The 14,916-nt window shown below is 71.6% G+C and carries 15 protein-coding genes; 11 read left to right on the forward strand and 4 right to left on the reverse strand.

Going from position 1 to position 14,916, the window contains the following annotated elements:
- Positions 1-135 precede the first annotated feature (135 nt).
- From ACFWGJ_RS31210 to hutI, 3 genes are read left to right on the forward strand one after another with little or no spacing between them, the layout of a single operon-like run.
- The gene (locus ACFWGJ_RS31210) at positions 136-1,353 is read left to right on the forward strand and encodes an allantoate amidohydrolase (RefSeq protein ID WP_387331391.1); all 1,218 of its coding nucleotides are present in this window, start codon (positions 136-138) and stop codon (positions 1,351-1,353) included.
- 11 nt (positions 1,354-1,364) lie between these two features.
- Positions 1,365-2,726, forward strand: a complete 1,362-nt coding sequence (locus ACFWGJ_RS31215; protein WP_387331393.1) for a formimidoylglutamate deiminase — start codon at positions 1,365-1,367, stop codon at positions 2,724-2,726.
- 50 nt (positions 2,727-2,776) lie between these two features.
- A complete protein-coding gene (gene hutI, locus ACFWGJ_RS31220) occupies positions 2,777-3,949 on the forward strand; it encodes an imidazolonepropionase (RefSeq protein WP_387331395.1) in 1,173 nt (390 codons plus the stop codon).
- On the opposite strand, the gene ACFWGJ_RS31225 is transcribed toward hutI, so the two are convergent.
- Both ACFWGJ_RS31225 and ACFWGJ_RS31230 read right to left on the reverse strand, forming a co-directional pair.
- Entirely contained in the window at positions 3,950-4,138 is a 189-nt protein-coding gene (locus ACFWGJ_RS31225) for a DUF397 domain-containing protein (protein ID WP_381834605.1), read from the reverse strand.
- Positions 4,139-4,146: 8 nt separating this feature from the next.
- Positions 4,147-4,998, reverse strand: coding sequence for a helix-turn-helix domain-containing protein (locus tag ACFWGJ_RS31230; RefSeq protein WP_387331397.1), 852 nt, complete (start codon positions 4,996-4,998; stop codon positions 4,147-4,149).
- Positions 4,999-5,203: 205 nt separating this feature from the next.
- Between ACFWGJ_RS31230 and ACFWGJ_RS31235 the strand changes: the two genes are divergently transcribed.
- Entirely contained in the window at positions 5,204-5,617 is a 414-nt protein-coding gene (locus ACFWGJ_RS31235) for an ATP-binding protein (protein WP_381833225.1), read from the forward strand.
- A 31-nt stretch (positions 5,618-5,648) separates the two neighbouring features.
- Positions 5,649-5,897, forward strand: a complete 249-nt coding sequence (locus ACFWGJ_RS31240; protein ID WP_381833228.1) for a hypothetical protein — start codon at positions 5,649-5,651, stop codon at positions 5,895-5,897.
- A 16-nt stretch (positions 5,898-5,913) separates the two neighbouring features.
- Here ACFWGJ_RS31240 and ACFWGJ_RS31245 read toward each other — a convergent pair whose 3' ends face one another.
- Both ACFWGJ_RS31245 and ACFWGJ_RS31250 read right to left on the reverse strand, forming a co-directional pair.
- Positions 5,914-7,449 (reverse strand): ricin-type beta-trefoil lectin domain protein, encoded by a 1,536-nt coding sequence (locus ACFWGJ_RS31245; protein ID WP_387331400.1) that lies wholly within the window; start codon positions 7,447-7,449, stop codon positions 5,914-5,916.
- 235 nt (positions 7,450-7,684) lie between these two features.
- On the reverse strand, positions 7,685-8,596 hold the full coding sequence (locus tag ACFWGJ_RS31250) for an RNA polymerase sigma factor SigF (RefSeq protein ID WP_387331402.1): 912 nt from the start codon (positions 8,594-8,596) through the stop codon (positions 7,685-7,687).
- Positions 8,597-8,835: 239 nt separating this feature from the next.
- Between ACFWGJ_RS31250 and ACFWGJ_RS31255 the strand changes: the two genes are divergently transcribed.
- The 6 genes from ACFWGJ_RS31255 to ACFWGJ_RS31280 all read left to right on the forward strand — a co-directional run bounded on the left by ACFWGJ_RS31255 (position 8,836) and on the right by ACFWGJ_RS31280 (position 14,819).
- Entirely contained in the window at positions 8,836-9,285 is a 450-nt protein-coding gene (locus ACFWGJ_RS31255) for an STAS domain-containing protein (protein ID WP_387331404.1), read from the forward strand.
- Positions 9,286-9,581: 296 nt separating this feature from the next.
- On the forward strand, positions 9,582-10,085 hold the full coding sequence (locus ACFWGJ_RS31260) for an ATP-binding protein (RefSeq protein ID WP_387331406.1): 504 nt from the start codon (positions 9,582-9,584) through the stop codon (positions 10,083-10,085).
- Between the two features lie 403 nt (positions 10,086-10,488).
- Positions 10,489-11,199 (forward strand): LPXTG cell wall anchor domain-containing protein, encoded by a 711-nt coding sequence (locus tag ACFWGJ_RS31265; protein WP_387331408.1) that lies wholly within the window; start codon positions 10,489-10,491, stop codon positions 11,197-11,199.
- 37 nt (positions 11,200-11,236) lie between these two features.
- The gene (locus tag ACFWGJ_RS31270) at positions 11,237-12,166 is read left to right on the forward strand and encodes a hypothetical protein (RefSeq protein WP_387331410.1); all 930 of its coding nucleotides are present in this window, start codon (positions 11,237-11,239) and stop codon (positions 12,164-12,166) included.
- A gap of 83 nt (positions 12,167-12,249) precedes the next feature.
- Complete coding sequence (locus ACFWGJ_RS31275; protein WP_387331412.1) at positions 12,250-13,461, forward strand: hypothetical protein; 1,212 nt, start codon at positions 12,250-12,252, stop codon at positions 13,459-13,461.
- 77 nt (positions 13,462-13,538) lie between these two features.
- Positions 13,539-14,819 (forward strand): hypothetical protein, encoded by a 1,281-nt coding sequence (locus ACFWGJ_RS31280; protein WP_387331414.1) that lies wholly within the window; start codon positions 13,539-13,541, stop codon positions 14,817-14,819.
- Positions 14,820-14,916 lie beyond the last annotated feature (97 nt).

Below are 14,916 nucleotides of genomic sequence, written 5' to 3' on the forward strand. Positions count from 1 at the left end.
GGGCTGGATGGGCCCGAGCGGTCTCGTCGGCAGACGGCGGATGGGGTGGAAGTGCCTGAGCGGTCTCGTCGGCAGACGGCGGACGGGCTGGGGGTGCCTGACCGGCCGCGTGTAGGTGGATCCTCCTTTCTTGAGATGTGGGGGGAGTTGGCGGCCATCGGGCGGCATGCCGGGTCCGGGGGGTATCGGCGGTTCGCCTGGACCGGGGCCGATACCGACTGCCGGGCCTGGTTCCGGGCGCAGGCCGAGGCGCGTGGGCTCACCCTCGAACTGGACCGGAACGGGAACCAGTGGGCCTGGCTCGGCGACCCCGCCGCGGGGGACGCCGTCGTCACCGGGTCCCACCTCGACTCCGTGCCCGACGGCGGTGCCTTCGACGGGCCCCTCGGCGTCGTGTCCTCCTTCGCCGCGCTGGACGAACTGCGCGGCCGGAACGCGCGGTTCACCAAGCCCCTCGCCATCGTGAACTTCGGCGACGAGGAAGGCGCCCGCTTCGGGCTCGCCTGTGTGGGCTCGCGGCTCACCGCCGGGGAACTCACCGTCGAGCAGGCGCACCGGCTCACCGACGCCGACGGGATCACCCTCCCGCAGGCGATGGAGGCCGCGGGCCACGACCCGGACGCCATCGGCGCGGACCCCGAACGCCTCGGCCGTATCGGCGCGTTCGTCGAGCTGCACGTCGAGCAGGGGCGTGCCCTCGACCTGACCGGCGACCGCGTCGGCGTCGCCAGCGCCATCTGGCCGCACGGGCGGTGGCGCTTCGACTTCCGGGGCGAGGCCAACCATGCGGGCACCACCCGCCTCGTGGACCGCCGCGACCCCATGCTGTCGTACGCGGAGACCGTGCTCGCGGCCCGCCGGGAGGCCCGGCTCGCCGGCGCGGTGGCCACCTTCGGCAAGATCTCCGTCGAGCCGAACGGCGTCAACGCCATCCCCTCCCTCGTACGCGGCTGGCTCGACTCCCGCGCCGCCGACCAGGCGACCCTCGACACGGTCGTCCACGGCATCGAGAAGGCCGCCCGCGAGTACGCCGACGCGCACGGCATCCACCTCGACGTCGTCCGGGAGTCGTTCACGCCCGTCGTCGAGTTCGAGCACGCCCTGCGGGACGAGATCGCCCGCCTCCTGGGCAAGGAGGGCGGGGGGAAGGGCGCGCATCTGACCGTGCCCGTCCTCGGGACCGGAGCGGGACACGACGCCGGGATCCTCTCCGGTGCGATCCCGACCGCCATGCTGTTCGTACGCAACCCCACGGGGGTCTCGCACTCGCCGGCCGAGTACGCCGCCGAGGACGACTGCGTGGCCGGGGTGACCGCACTCGCCGACGTACTGGAAGGGCTGGCCTGCAAGTGAGTGAGCCGCACGTGAGCGCGCGAGGCACGACGTACTGGCTGGAGCACGCCTGGCTCGACTCCTACGTGGAGCCGGGCGTGGCCCTCGACGTGGGCACGGACGGCCGGATCGCCGCCGTCCGCACGGGCGTCGACAGTCCACCGCCCGGCGCGGAGATCCTGCGCGGCCTGACCCTTCCCGGCCTCGCCAACACCCACAGCCACGCCTTCCACCGGGCCCTGCGCGGCACCGTCCAGGTCGGCTCCGGGACCTTCTGGACCTGGCGCGAGATCATGTACTCCGTCGCGGACCGGCTCACCCCGGACACGTACCACGCGCTCGCCCGCGCGGTGTACGCGGAGATGGCGCTCGCCGGGGTCACGGCCGTCGGCGAGTTCCACTACGTGCACCACGCGCCGGGCGGCACCCCGTACGCCGACCCGAACGCCATGGGGGAGGCGCTCGTCGAGGCCGCCGCCGAGGCGGGCATCCGCATCACCCTCCTCGACACCGTCTACCTCGCCGCCGGCCTCGTCGACGCGCGCAGGGGGCAGCCCCCGAACCGGCACCAGCTCCGCTTCTCCGACGGCACCGCGGAGGCCTGGGCAACACGCTGTTCAGTTCTCAAGGACCGGGATCACGCGCGGATCGGGGCCGCCGTCCACTCCGTACGGGCGGTGCCCGCGGGGCAGTTGGCGACGGTGGCGCGGTGGGCGGAGGAGCGGCAGGCCCCGCTCCATGTGCACCTGTCCGAGCAGACGGCGGAGAACGACGCCTGCCTGGCGGCGCACGGCCGCACGCCCACGCAACTGCTCGCCGACCACGGGGTGCTGGGCCCGCGCACCACGGGCGTGCACAACACCCACCTCACCGGCGACGACATCGCGCTGCTCGGCCGCTCGGGCACCGGCACGTGCATGTGCCCGACCACCGAACGCGACCTCGCCGACGGCATCGGACCGGCCGTCGCCCTCCAGCAGGCCGGCTCTCCGCTGTCCCTCGGCTCCGACAGCCACGCCGTCATCGACCTGCTCGAAGAGGCGCGCGCGATGGAACTGAACGAACGCCTGCGCAGCCGTACGCGGGGTCACTGGACCGCGGCGGCGCTCCTGCGCGCCGCCTCCGCCGACGGCCACGCGGCCCTCGGCTGGGCCGACGCGGGCACGCTCGAAGCGGGTGCGCTCGCCGACTTCACGACGCTCGCGCTCGACTCCGTCAGGACAGCGGGCACGCTGCCGCGGCTCGGGGCCGAGACGGCCGTATTCGCCGCGACAGCGGCGGACGTGCGGCACACCGTCGTGGGCGGCCGGCACGTCGTACGCGACGGGGTGCACGCCCTGGTCCCGGACGTGCCGCAGGCCCTGGCGGACGCCATCGAAGCGCTGCGCGCCTGAACTCCGGCCCCGACCGGGCCCCTCTTGCCCCGACTGCCCTCAAGGACGCCATGAGCAGCACGACCCTCATCACCAACATCGCCAGTCTGGTCACCAACGACTCCTCTCTCGGTGACGGGTCTCCGCTCGGTCTGATCCAGGACGCGGCCGTCGTCATCGACGGCGACCGCATCGCGTGGACCGGTGACTCAAGAAAAGCACCCGCCACTGACAATCGGGTCGACGCCGGTGGCCGCACGGTGATCCCCGGCTTCGTGGACTCCCACTCGCACCTCGTCTTCGCGGGCGACCGCACGCAGGAGTTCAACGCCCGGATGTCGGGCCGGGCCTACAGTGCCGGTGGCATCCGCACGACCGTCGCGGCCACGCGCGCCGCGAGCGACGACGAGCTTGAGCGCAACGTCGTCCACTACCTCGACGAGGCTCTGCGCCAGGGCACGACCACGTTCGAGACGAAGTCCGGCTACGGGTTGACGGTCGAGGACGAGGCGCGGGCCCTGCGCATCGCGTCCGCGCACACCGACGAGGTCACGTTCCTCGGCGCGCACATCGTCTCGCCGGACCTCGCGGACGACCCCGCCGCGTACGTCGCGCTGGTCACCGGCGAGATGCTCGACGCGTGCGCCCCGTACGCGCGTTGGATCGACGTCTTCTGCGAGAAGGGCGCCTTCGACGGGGACCAGGCCCGCGCGATCCTCACGGCGGGCCGGGCGAAGGGGCTGCACCCGCGCATCCACGCCAACCAGCTCTCGTACGGGCCCGGAGTGCAGCTGGCCGTCGAGCTGGACGCGGCCAGCGCGGACCACTGCACGCACCTCACCGACGCGGACGTGGACGCGCTCGCGAGCGGCGCGACGGTGGCGACGCTGTTGCCCGGCGCGGAGTTCTCGACGCGCGCCGCGTGGCCGGACGCCCGCCGCCTCCTCGACGCGGGCGTCACGGTCGCCCTGTCGACGGACTGCAACCCGGGCTCGTCCTTCACGTCGTCGGTACCGTTCTGCATCGCGCTCGCGGTACGGGACATGGGCATGACGCCGGACGAGGCGCTCTGGTCGGCCACGGCGGGTGGCGCCGCGGCCCTCCGCCGCACGGACATCGGCCGCGTGACCCCGGGCGCGTACGCCGACTTGGCATTCCTGGACGCCCCGAGCCACGTGCACTTGGCGTACCGGCCGGGGGTGCCGCTGGTGCGGGAGGTATGGCGCCGGGGGGTACGGGTGTGATCAGGCGGAGCCCGCTTTTACCCCGCGTATCAGGTGGGCCAACGGGCCGTTGGTGGTGGTGAGTTCGACCTCGGGGGTGTCGCTCTCGCGGAGGTGGACGGTTCCGGGGGAGGTGGCGATCTCGACGCAGGTGTTGCCCTCACCGCCGTCCGAGAACGTGGACTTCTGCCAGTGCAGGGTGTGGCTCATGGGGTGCCTCACAGTTCCTTCGTCAGGCGGTGGATGAAGTCACGGGATGCCGTGGGTTCCATGGACGCCTTCTCCACCTTACGGAAGAGAGTTCGGAGCCGTTCCAGTTGTGCTTCGGCGTCGATGAACATCGTTCCACCGGGGGTGTCCTTGAGCCCGGTGTCCAGGCGGGTCAGCGGACCGCCCAGGTACAGCATCGAGGCTCCGGCTCCGGCGAAGTGGTCCTGATCGGTCGGGATGACGCGTACGGTGGCGTGCCCCTGCTCGATCTCGGCCAGGATGCGGCGGAGTTGCGCGACGGATGCCTGGCGGTCGGCCACGCGGATGCGTAGCGCGAACTCGTGAATGATCGTCTCGTAAGGGGGCGGGCTGTCACCCTCGATGACCGCGTGCCGCTTCATCCGGTGCTCCACCCGAGGCGCCAACTCGTCCTCCGGCAGTTCCGGACGCATGTACCCGAAGATCGCCCGTGCGTAGTCGGGTGTCTGCAGCAGTCCGGGAATGTGCGTGATGACGACCTCGCGCAAGAACGTCGCATGGTGCTCTGCCTCGGCAACGTCGAGGTTCACCTGTGGCAACACGCCCCGGTACTCGTCCCACCATCCTCGTGGGCGCTCGCCGGCCATGGCTGAGAGCGCCTCGATCAGTGCTTCGTCCGGGCAGGAGTAATGGGCCGCGAGCCGTCGGATGCGCTGCGCGCTGACGCCTGCGATGCCCGCCTCCATCTGACTCATCTGCGTCGAGGTGGAGTTGAGGAACGCGGCAACATCGCGCGCCTTCAGGCCGGAGGCCTCGCGCAGCCTGCGCAGTTCGGTTCCCAGGCGAGCCTGGCGTGCCGTGGGATGACTCCTTGGCGGCATACGCCCTCCGATTGTCGACCGCTGTGCGGTTATGCCACGTACGGGTGGCAGGTTACGCAGTCGGTTGCAGCGGCATTAATTCATGCCCTACCTTCGGTGACGTAAAGAACACGCTGCGGAAGTGCACCGCTCCGTCCTGCCATGACGGCTGCGGCCCTGCCACCGCGCGTGCAACCACCCCGCGCCCCACACCCGGAGCTGACGCATGCCCGAAAACGAGACCGGACCCTGGGAGTACTCCCTCTCCATTCCCAACGACCCCCGCGGCGTCACCATCTCCCGCCGCACCCTGCGCCTCATCCTCACCATGCACGGGCTGATCCGGCTCGTCGATGTCGCCGAACTCCTCGCGGCCGAGTTGATCGCCAACGCCGTACTCCACACGAAGGGGCCCGCGACCCTGCGGGTCTGCTGGTCGGTCGGGGTCCTGCGGATCGGCGCGTGGGACGCCGACCCCGAACCGCCCGAGCCGCCCGGAGAGTTGACGGCCCTCACCGACGCCGAGGGCGGCAGAGGCCTCGCCCTGGTCCATGCATGCGCCGACGCCTGGGGCTGGCACCCCCTGTTCAGACACGGCAACCGAGGCAAGTACGTCTGGTGTGACCTGGCCGCCGTGTAGCCCGTTGATCGGGTTGAACGGAAGGGACCTGATGACGGCGATCCAGTACTTCTGGCGACACCCGCTTGCCGAGCAGGTGCGTGAAGAGGGCCGTGAAGAGGGGCGGGCCCAGGAGAGGGCCGAGAGCGTTCTTCGTACTCTGCAGTGGCGGGGCATCGACGTACCCGATGTCGTTCGGAAGCGCGTTCTGGCCGCCACCGACATGGACGAGCTCGGTTCCTGGCTCGACCGGTCCTATCGCGTCGCCGATGCCGGGGAACTGTTCGTCGAGGGCGCCTGAGCCCAGTGCGGGCGGGTCATGTCCTGCCCGCTCGCCAGCGTTGGATCGCCTCGCCCGTGTCCGGGGCCAGGTCCAGGGTGTTGTTGCCCGTCGGGGTCAGGGCGTGGTCCGGGGCTATCGCCGGGCGGATCGCGCCCTTCGTGGTCACCGCGAAGCGCAGGTTCGGGCCGTTGTGGCCGTTGAGCGAGTCGCATTCCCAGATGCCCACGCCGTCGTCGGTCGCGCCCCGGCTGTCCAGGCAGAAGTCGGGGTCGGCGTACGACCGCAGGGCGCCCTCGTCGGCGTCGACGCGCCAGCGTTGCGTGCGGGAGGAGGAGCAGGGTGCCGTGATGACGTCCGTGCCCTTCTCCAGGTCGCCGTTGTCGATGTCCAGGCAGCGGCCCGAGGCCAGGTTCACCACCTGCGTGTAGCTGCCCCCGGGAGGGGAGGGGGGTGGCTTCGTGTGGGACGGACGCGGGGACGGGGACGGGGATGGGGGCGGGGACTTCGTCGGGGAGGCGCTGGGGCTGGGCGTCGGCTTCGACGGGGGTGATGACGGTGGCTCCGTCGGGACCGTCGCCGTCACCGTCACCGGTGGGCGGGCCGGGGCCGCCGTACCGTCCACATCCTGTGAGGGGATGAGAAACAGGAGCAGCGGGGCCAGGGTCACCCCGAGCGCCGCCGAGGTGAGGACGAAGCGGCGGGAGGGCGGCCAGGTGCTCAGCGCGGTCCAGGGGCCCGGATCCGTCCGCTCGTGCGTGTGCGGCCGGGTTCCGGAAGTCGCCGCGTACGCCGAGCCTCCCCAGGGAAGCAGGCCCTCCGCCAGCGCCGTACGCCGGTCGTCCCGCAGCGCGGACAGCACCTCGTACGCCGTCGCGCAGTGTCCGCACTCGGCCAGGTGGGCTCGCAGATCCGCACTGTGACGAGGGTGGTCGGGGCGTACCGACTCCTCTATCAGGCGGCGGAAGTCCTGGCAGCGCGGATCCCCGGACGCGGCGAGGTGGGACTTCAGGAACGTCGCGCGCAACGCCTGGAGCGAGGACTCCAGCCCGTACGTCACGTCCTGGCGCGTGACGCCCAGCAGTCCCGCCGTCTCGTCCTCGGGCTCCCGCTCGACCAGCCCGTACCAGATGAGGCCCTGGACGCGGGTGGGCAGCGAGTGGAACGCGTCGAGCATCGGCGGGGTCGGGCCGCCGGGGCCCGCCTCGTGCAGCCGCGCGAGCAGGGCGGGATCGAGGCGGCGCGAGCGCTGGTCGCCGGCCCATGTGGCGGCCAGCCGCCAGGCCAGGAGCAGGAGTTGGTGCCGCCACGGCCCGCGCGGGTCCGTGCCGCGCTCGGTCTCCCGCGCGGCGAGCGTGAACGCGTGGGCCGTCAGCTCCCGGGCCGCGTACTCGCCGGTGGTGCACAGCCGGGCGTACGCGAGCACCGCGGGGCGGTGGCGGGCGCGCAGCTCCTCCAGCGCCGCGTCGGCGGTGGCGGCGTCGGCGCGCAGCAGTTCCGTGAGCCGTGCGTCGGACGCTCCCGTGTGCACGCCCGCGCCGGGCCGATCGTCGTCGCCCTCGCCCCGAGCCATGCGTCCGCCTCCCCTGCGCCCGAACAGTCACGCGCTCCGTCGCGCGCTCGGCTGCTGACGTACCAGCCAGTTTGCCGGGTGACCATAGTGAGGGAAGGGGGCCAATGAGGAAAGGGGTTCCCGTGGGTAACTCGGGTGCGTCGAATGGGGGATGAGGGGGTCGGTCAACAGAAAGCGCGGGGCCGAGCCGGTCAGTTCGGCTCGGCCCCGCGCAGGTCCTGCTGCGACGAGGGTGTCACTCCTCGACGGTCAGACCCCTGCGCAGTCGCACCAGCGTCCGCGACAGCAGCCGCGACACGTGCATCTGCGAGATGCCCAGCTCCTCGCCGATCTCCGACTGGGTCAGATTGGCGACGAAGCGCAGCGACAGGATCTGCCGGTCGCGGTGCGGAAGTTCGGCGATCAGCGGCTTCAGCGACTCCACGTACTCGATGCCTTCGAGTCCGTGGTCCTCGTAGCCGATCCGGTCCGCCAGCGCGCCCTCGGAGTCGTCCTCCTCGGGCTGGGCGTCCAGTGAGCTGGCGGTGTAGGCGTTGGACGCCGCCATGCCCTCGACGACCTCGTCGTTCGACAGCCCCAGACGCTCCGCCAGCTCTCCCACCGTCGGAGCGCGGTCCAGTTGCTGTGCGAGTTCGTCGCCCGCCTTGGCCAGGTCGAGGCGGAGCTCCTGCAGCCTTCGCGGTACGCGCACCGACCATGACGTGTCACGGAAGAAGCGCTTGATCTCGCCGACGATGGTCGGCATCGCGAAAGTGGGGAACTCGACGCCACGGCTGAGTTCGAAGCGGTCGATCGCCTTGATCAGGCCTACCGTGCCGACCTGGATGATGTCTTCCATCGGCTCACTGCGGGAGCGGAACCGGGAGGCGGCGAACTTGACCAGGGCGAGGTTGAGTTCGACCAGAGTGTTGCGGACGTACGAGTACTCGGAGGTGCCTTCCTCCAGCGATTCGAGCCGCTCGAAGAGAGTCTTGGAGAGTGCTCGCGCGTCGACCGGGCCCACCTCCGCGAACGGGGGGATCTCGGGAAGCCCGGCGAGGCCGGCGTTCTCGTCGGTGGACTCTTCTTCCAGTTCGTCCAGAGGGCGTGTCGACGTCGCCCTCTGGGCCTGCGATGCGTCGAGCCGGGGTGACATGATGTCCTCCATCGTTCTCGGCATATGGCTGCCGATGCCAATACGTGCACTGCGGTGTGCGGCGCCTCCAAAGCCGGCCGTGTCGAAAACTGTCTCTACTAGCCCTACCCGCTTTCGTGACCCTCCCGCAAGTGAGTTATGCGGTGAAATGTCCGTTTCTTGGCGGTTGTTCGGGTGTCAGAGTGTGCAGGGAAGGCGTAGGGTTCGAGTGCGTCAACGAACAACCACATCGGTCGGAAGAGAGAGACGGCATGGACCGCGGGACGGTCGGCAGCGCACAGTCGGGCCGGCTTCTGGTCGAGGTGCGAGAAGAGGGCACTAGTGCCGTCGTCACCCCGGCGGGTGAGCTGGATCACCATACGGCGGATCTTCTGCGCGAACCGGTCGAGGACTGCCTCGACCGCGGGTTCGTGCGTCTCGTCGTGGACTGTTCACGGTTGGAGTTCTGCGACTCCACCGGACTGAACGTCCTTCTCGGGGCTCGGCTGCGCGCCGAGGCCGCCGGTGGCGGGGTCCACCTGGCGGGCATGCTGCCGGTGGTGGCCCGGGTGTTCGAGATCACCGGGGCCGAGGCCGTCTTCACCGTGCACGACACGCTGGAAGCGGCATTGGCCGACAAGAGCGGGGCAGGTGACTCCGCGGACGCCTCCGCGGCGGGTGAGGCCGGGGCCGACCGGCCCTCGGCCGATCGGGGTGACTAGTCGCCCCGGGGTCGCAGTCCTGCGGCGCGGTGGTGTCCAGGTCGCCTTCGGCGTGATCAACGTGATCAACGCGATAGCGGAGTCTCGTCATCCGTACCGAACAAGTGGTGTTCCGACGGTTCGGTCGGGCAGGAGACATCCTGAATATGTCAACGGACGAACGGTGAGCGCGCGGCAGTCCCGGACCACTCCCGGAGCCCGAGTGTCCTGAGCTTTCCGAGTGCGCCGCATGTGCTGAATGTGCTGAGAACTGAGTCTTGAATCGTGAACTGGTGAATCGGTGAGGTGAAGCGCTGATGAGCACCACCCGGCCTTACTCGCCGGGCGACCGCGGCCCTGAATCGGGCGACGGCGGCGCTTCCGGGACGTCTGCGGGCGGTACGCCCGCCGGGCGTCATACCCGCCGGCTGAACTTCGAGGGCGAGAGCGGGGTCGTACCGCTCGCCCGTGACTTCGCCCGGCAGGCGCTGTACGAGTGGGGGTGGCTGCCCGCGGCCACCGCCGATCGGCGGGCCGCGGCGGAGGATGTACTGCTGGTCGTCTCCGAACTCGTCACCAACGCGTGCCTGCATGCCGAGGGGCCGGACGAGCTCTGGATCTCCTGCGAGAACAAGGTGCTGCGGATCGAGGTGTCCGACCGTGGGGCCGGTCAGCCCGCGCCGCGGACGCCGCATCGGGCCGGGCGGCCCGGGGGGCACGGGATGTTCATCGTGCAGCGGCTCTGTCTGGACTGGGGTGTGATCCGGGCGGAGGGGGTTGCGGGGAAGACGGTCTGGGCGGAGTTGGGCGCGCCCGCGTAGCGCTCCGCTGTGGTGTGGCGTCGCCCTCTGTCGGGTGCGCTGACTGTTCGGTTTTCGTGTGCGGGTCCGGTGGGGGCTGGTCGCGCAGTTCCCCGCGCCCCTGAGCGGGGCGGTCCTTCGGGCCTGCCCCCTGGGGTGCCTCCCTTTGCGTGTGCTCGGGTGCGGGTTCGGTGGGGGCCGGTCGCGCAGTTCCCCGCGCCCCTGTCGGGGCGGCCCTCCGGGCCTGCCCCGGCGAGACGCCCCCGCTCGTCGCTCACCCCATGCGCATCGGATCCCCACGGATCCGGTGCGCATTTTGTCTTCCCTCGGTGAGGGGGCGGGCGTACCTTGACGGCCGATCTGATGTTCCGTCAGGAACTGAGCCAGGAATGGTGTCAGGAACGCCTTCGGGAATGAGGGGACCGTGTCATACCGGACGTACCAGAAACGAACCGCAGCGCTCGCGTCCGCCGCGGCCCTGGCCGGCTCGGCGGTGCTGATGGCCGCCCCCGCAGCCCGGGCCGACGTGGTGGACGTCAACTACCAGTGCAAAACCCCTATCGGTGACAAGTCGGCGGTCTCGCCCATCGACATCAAGAGTGTCAAGAGCGGCAGCGGCTACCGGCTCACGATGACCTTCGAGAAGGGCGTCTCGTCCAGCCCCGTCGAACTGGGCAAGGGCGCGATGAACCCGAGCGCGGTCATCAAGCTCGGCGGCGCCGACAGCGGCACCGTGGCGGTCAAGGGTCCGCCGAACCCGGCCGCGATCCCCGCCAACACCCCCATCAAGATCACCGATCTGACCGGCACGTACACCCCGAAGGGCAGCGGCAAGGTCACCTTCACCGCGGGTGTGCTGACCATCAAGGCCCTCGGTACGACGACCACGTGCACCCCCGGCAACAGCCCGAAGCCCTCGCTGACCCTGACCGTCGCAGCGGCGGCGGGCGGCGGCTCGACGGGCGGCTCGGGCACCACCGGTTCCTCGCAGGACGCCCCGGCCGGCGGTGAGGACCTGCCGCAGACCGGACCCGAGGACTCCGCGATCGCCCTCGGGACCCTCGGCGGCACCGTCCTGCTGGCGGGCGCGGCCGGTGTGCTGTGGCTGACCCGGCGCCACCAGGCCCGCGGCTGAACCGCCCCGCACCAGCCCTTCTGCTACGGAGCCGCCGATGCCGTTCGCCGTCCGTGCCCTCTGCCTCGCCTCCGTGACCGTGCTCGGCGTCGCCCCGGTCTCCGTGGCCGACGCCGACTGGTCCGTCGTGCCCTCGGCGGGCGGGGCCCGGGACGGCCGTCCGTACTTCTACGCCGAGGGCGCGCCCGGCACGGTCCTCCAGGACACCGTGTCGGTGCGCAACCCCGGCGGAAAGCCGCTGACGGTACGGCTCCGGGGCGCCGACGCCGACAACGACGGCGACGGAACGCTTTCCGTACGGGCACGGGCGAAGGACACCGGCGCCTGGATCACCTTCGCCGAGCGGACGGTACGGATCCCCGCGCGCACCCGCGCCGACGTGCCCTTCACCGTGAGCGTCCCGGCGGACACCACGCCGGGCGACCACCCCGGCGCGATCCTCGCGAGCGCCGGTGGCCGGACCGCGGCCGTACGCGTCCAGCTGCGCGTCGGCGGCCCGGCCCTCGCGGCGCTCACGGTCGAGCACGTGCGGATCCACGACGACCGGATCTCCTACGAGCTGGTCAACCGCGGCACCACCGTGCTGACCCCGAAACTCGCCGTACGCGCCGAGGGACTGTTCGGCGCGGTGCTCGACCGGGCCCCGCGCGCCCTGCCCGTCGAACTGCTCCCCGGCCGCCGCGTCCGGCTCGACGAACCCTGGCCGGACCGGCCCGCCCTCGACGGCGTCGACGTCGAGCTGACGGTCACCGCGGACGGCGGGGCCCGCGCCGAGGCCGCCGCGGAAGCGTGGTTCGTACCGAAGGCGGCGCTGGCGGGCGCCCTGGCCGGGCTCGCGGTGTGCGCGGGCGGCGCCCTGTGGTGCGTACGGCGTGTGCGGCGCTCACGACAGCGGGGGCGTCCGGGGCCGGTCGTGGCCGCCGGGCAGCCGCGTACGGAAGTCGAGTCGACGGGAGCGGTGATGTGAGCGGCACGGCTGAAGGGGTGTGTCGGTGGCGGGCGGCCGTGGCGGCGGTGGTCGTGGCGCTCGCGCTCGGGCTGTTCCCGCTGATGGGGGGTACCGCCGCCGCGGCGGAGAAACCGCAGGTGAAGCTCTCCAAGTCGCAGGCCGGGACGGGCGGTTCCCTCACGGTGAGCGGCAGCGGCTGGCGGGCGAACGCCCTGCTGATGATGATCATCTGCGGCCGGTCCTCGACCGACCGGGGCGTGATCGGCGGGACCAACTCCTGCGCCAACGCGGACGGACGCGCCGTCACCACCGACGCGAAGGGCCGGTTCAGCAAGAAACTGCCGGTCACCGAACCGCCCGTACCGTGCCCCTGCGTGGTCCATGTCGCGACCGTCACCGGCGCCAAGGCGGAGGCCGACGCCCCCTTCCTGGTCGCGGGACACGAGGTCGAGCCCCTGCCCAAGGAGGACACCGCGGGGCGGCTGTCGGTGCTCACCGACACCCGGCTCGACGGGGCCGGCGGTCTGCTCACCTGGTTCGGCGCCCCGCCGTCCCGCAAGCTCGTCTTCACCGTCGGCAACGTCGGCACCACCCCGGTGAAGAACCCGGTCTTCCAGGTCGGCACCTCCCACGGCGTGTTCGCCCCGCAGTGGGAGGAACACCAGTGGCGCGGCACCATCGGCCCCGGCAAGAAGGCCCGGATCTCCCTGCCGGTGGAGCTGACCGCCGGTGCGCACGGCGACTACACGGTCTCCCTGAAGTTCGGCGGCAAGGTGCTCGCCGAGCAGCCGTGGGGCGTGGGCCGCCCCTGGGGCGTGACCCTCTTCTGGCTCCTGGTCTGCGTCGTCGTACCGGCCGCGCTGTTCCGGACCGGGATGGCCGTGGTGGACCGGGTGCGGCCGAGCGGGCCCAACCAGCGCGCCGGACGGTTCGGAGGCGGCCGGGCCGGCAGGGGCGGACGGAAGGTGCGGCCCGGCCGGGGCGCGCACGGCGTGCGGCGCGGGGGGCTGCGGCTGCCCGAGGTCACCCTGCGGATGCCGAAGCTGAATCTTTCGCCCGCCTCCAGGGACTCCGCCGACGACCGCGACCCGGCCCACCCCGGCTCAGGCACCGGTTCCGGCACCGGTTCCGGCACCGGCTCCGGCTCCAGTTCTGGTTCCGGTTCCGGCTCAGGTACGCGTACGGGCGCCCGTACGCACTCCGCTCTGCCCTGGTTCACCCCGGACACCGATCCCGGGGCCGCCGAGGCCGATCAGCTCTCCGCACCGCACGAGAACACTCCGACGACCCCCACCAGGAAGGGAAACACGTGAGTACGCAACGGAGAGTCCGGCCGAGACCGAAGAAGTCAGGCGGCGGCCGGAGAGCGAGCGCGGCCGGAGTCGCGATGATGCTCGGCGGCGCGGGAGTCCTGCTGGGGGTGGCGGCGGCGCCCGCCCAGGCCGCCGAAGTGTCCTACGCCACCGACTGCGTACCTCCTCCGGTCTCCGGGCTGCCGACGGTCAAGGGCACCACAAAGGTGGAGGTCAGCGCACCCGCCACGGCGAAGGTCGGCGACGAGGTCGACGTGGTGTGGAAGTTCACGCAGGCCGCGTCCAAGAACCCCGACCTCATCGACCTGCCCGCCAACTCCGTGCAGCCGTCCGGCACCCTCAAGGCAGCCGGTGCGCAGACCGGGTCCGTCGCGATGCAGGGGCCGCGCGAGAACCCGGCGATCCCCAAGGGCGGGGCGATGATCCTGTCCGACATGAAGGGCAAACTGAAACTGACGACGGCCGGCGAGGTGACGCTGACACCGGACGCGTACGCCATCAACGTCATGTCCACGGACACCAAGTGCGCGCCCACGGAGGCGGTGCGGCCCGCCGCCACGATCAAGGTCACGGCGGGGGACGGGGATCCGCCGCCCGAGTCGCCCGATCCGACGAGTCCGACGCCCACGCCTCCGGAGGACACGACCGGGGGCGGGACCGGTGGCGACACCGGGGGCGGTGACACGGGCGGCGACACCGGCGGTGGTGGGGGACAGACCGACTTCACCGGCAAGGCCGTCGACATCCCCTACGCGTGCAAGACACCGATCGGGGACAAGAACGCGACCTCGCCGGTGCAGATCAACGCCAAGAAGAACGGCGGGAGTTACGACCTCACCGTCCAGTTCAAGGGGTCAGTGATGGACAGCCCCGCCGACATCCCGGCCGACTCGGTCAAGCCGTCCATGGAGGTCGTGCTGGGCGGCGCCGACAAGGGCACGGTCGCGGTCGAGGGGCCGACGAACTCCGAGGCCATCAAGTCCGGGGATCCGATGGTGATCTCCGACATGACCGGTACGTACAAGCCGGGCGCGGACGGGGAGTCGACGCTGTCGCCGGGCGTGCTGACGGTGAAGGCGCTCGGCACGACGACCACGTGCACGCCTACGAAGACCGCGGTGTCCTTGACGCTGGACACGTCCGCGCAGCCTGGCGGGGCGGCCGGGGGGAGTGGCTCCGCCGGGGGGAGTGCGTCTGGATCCGGGTCCGGGGGGAGTGCCTCTGGTTCCGGGGGTGGGCTCGCGGACACCGGTAGTGATGACGGTGGGGGGTTGCGGGCGCTCGGGCTTGTCGCTGGGACGGCGGTGCTGCTGGGTGGCGCCGTGTTCACGTTCATGCCCCGGGGGCGGCGGGGGTGAGGTGCGTGGGGATCTGACGGTCCGCTGTGGCTGGCCGCGCAGTTCCCCGCGCCCCTAAAAGACTGCGCAGTTCCCCGCGCCCCCAGATACCTGGGGG

The organism is Streptomyces sp. NPDC060205 (genome assembly GCF_042728395.1).
GTDB lineage: Bacteria > Actinomycetota > Actinomycetes > Streptomycetales > Streptomycetaceae > Streptomyces.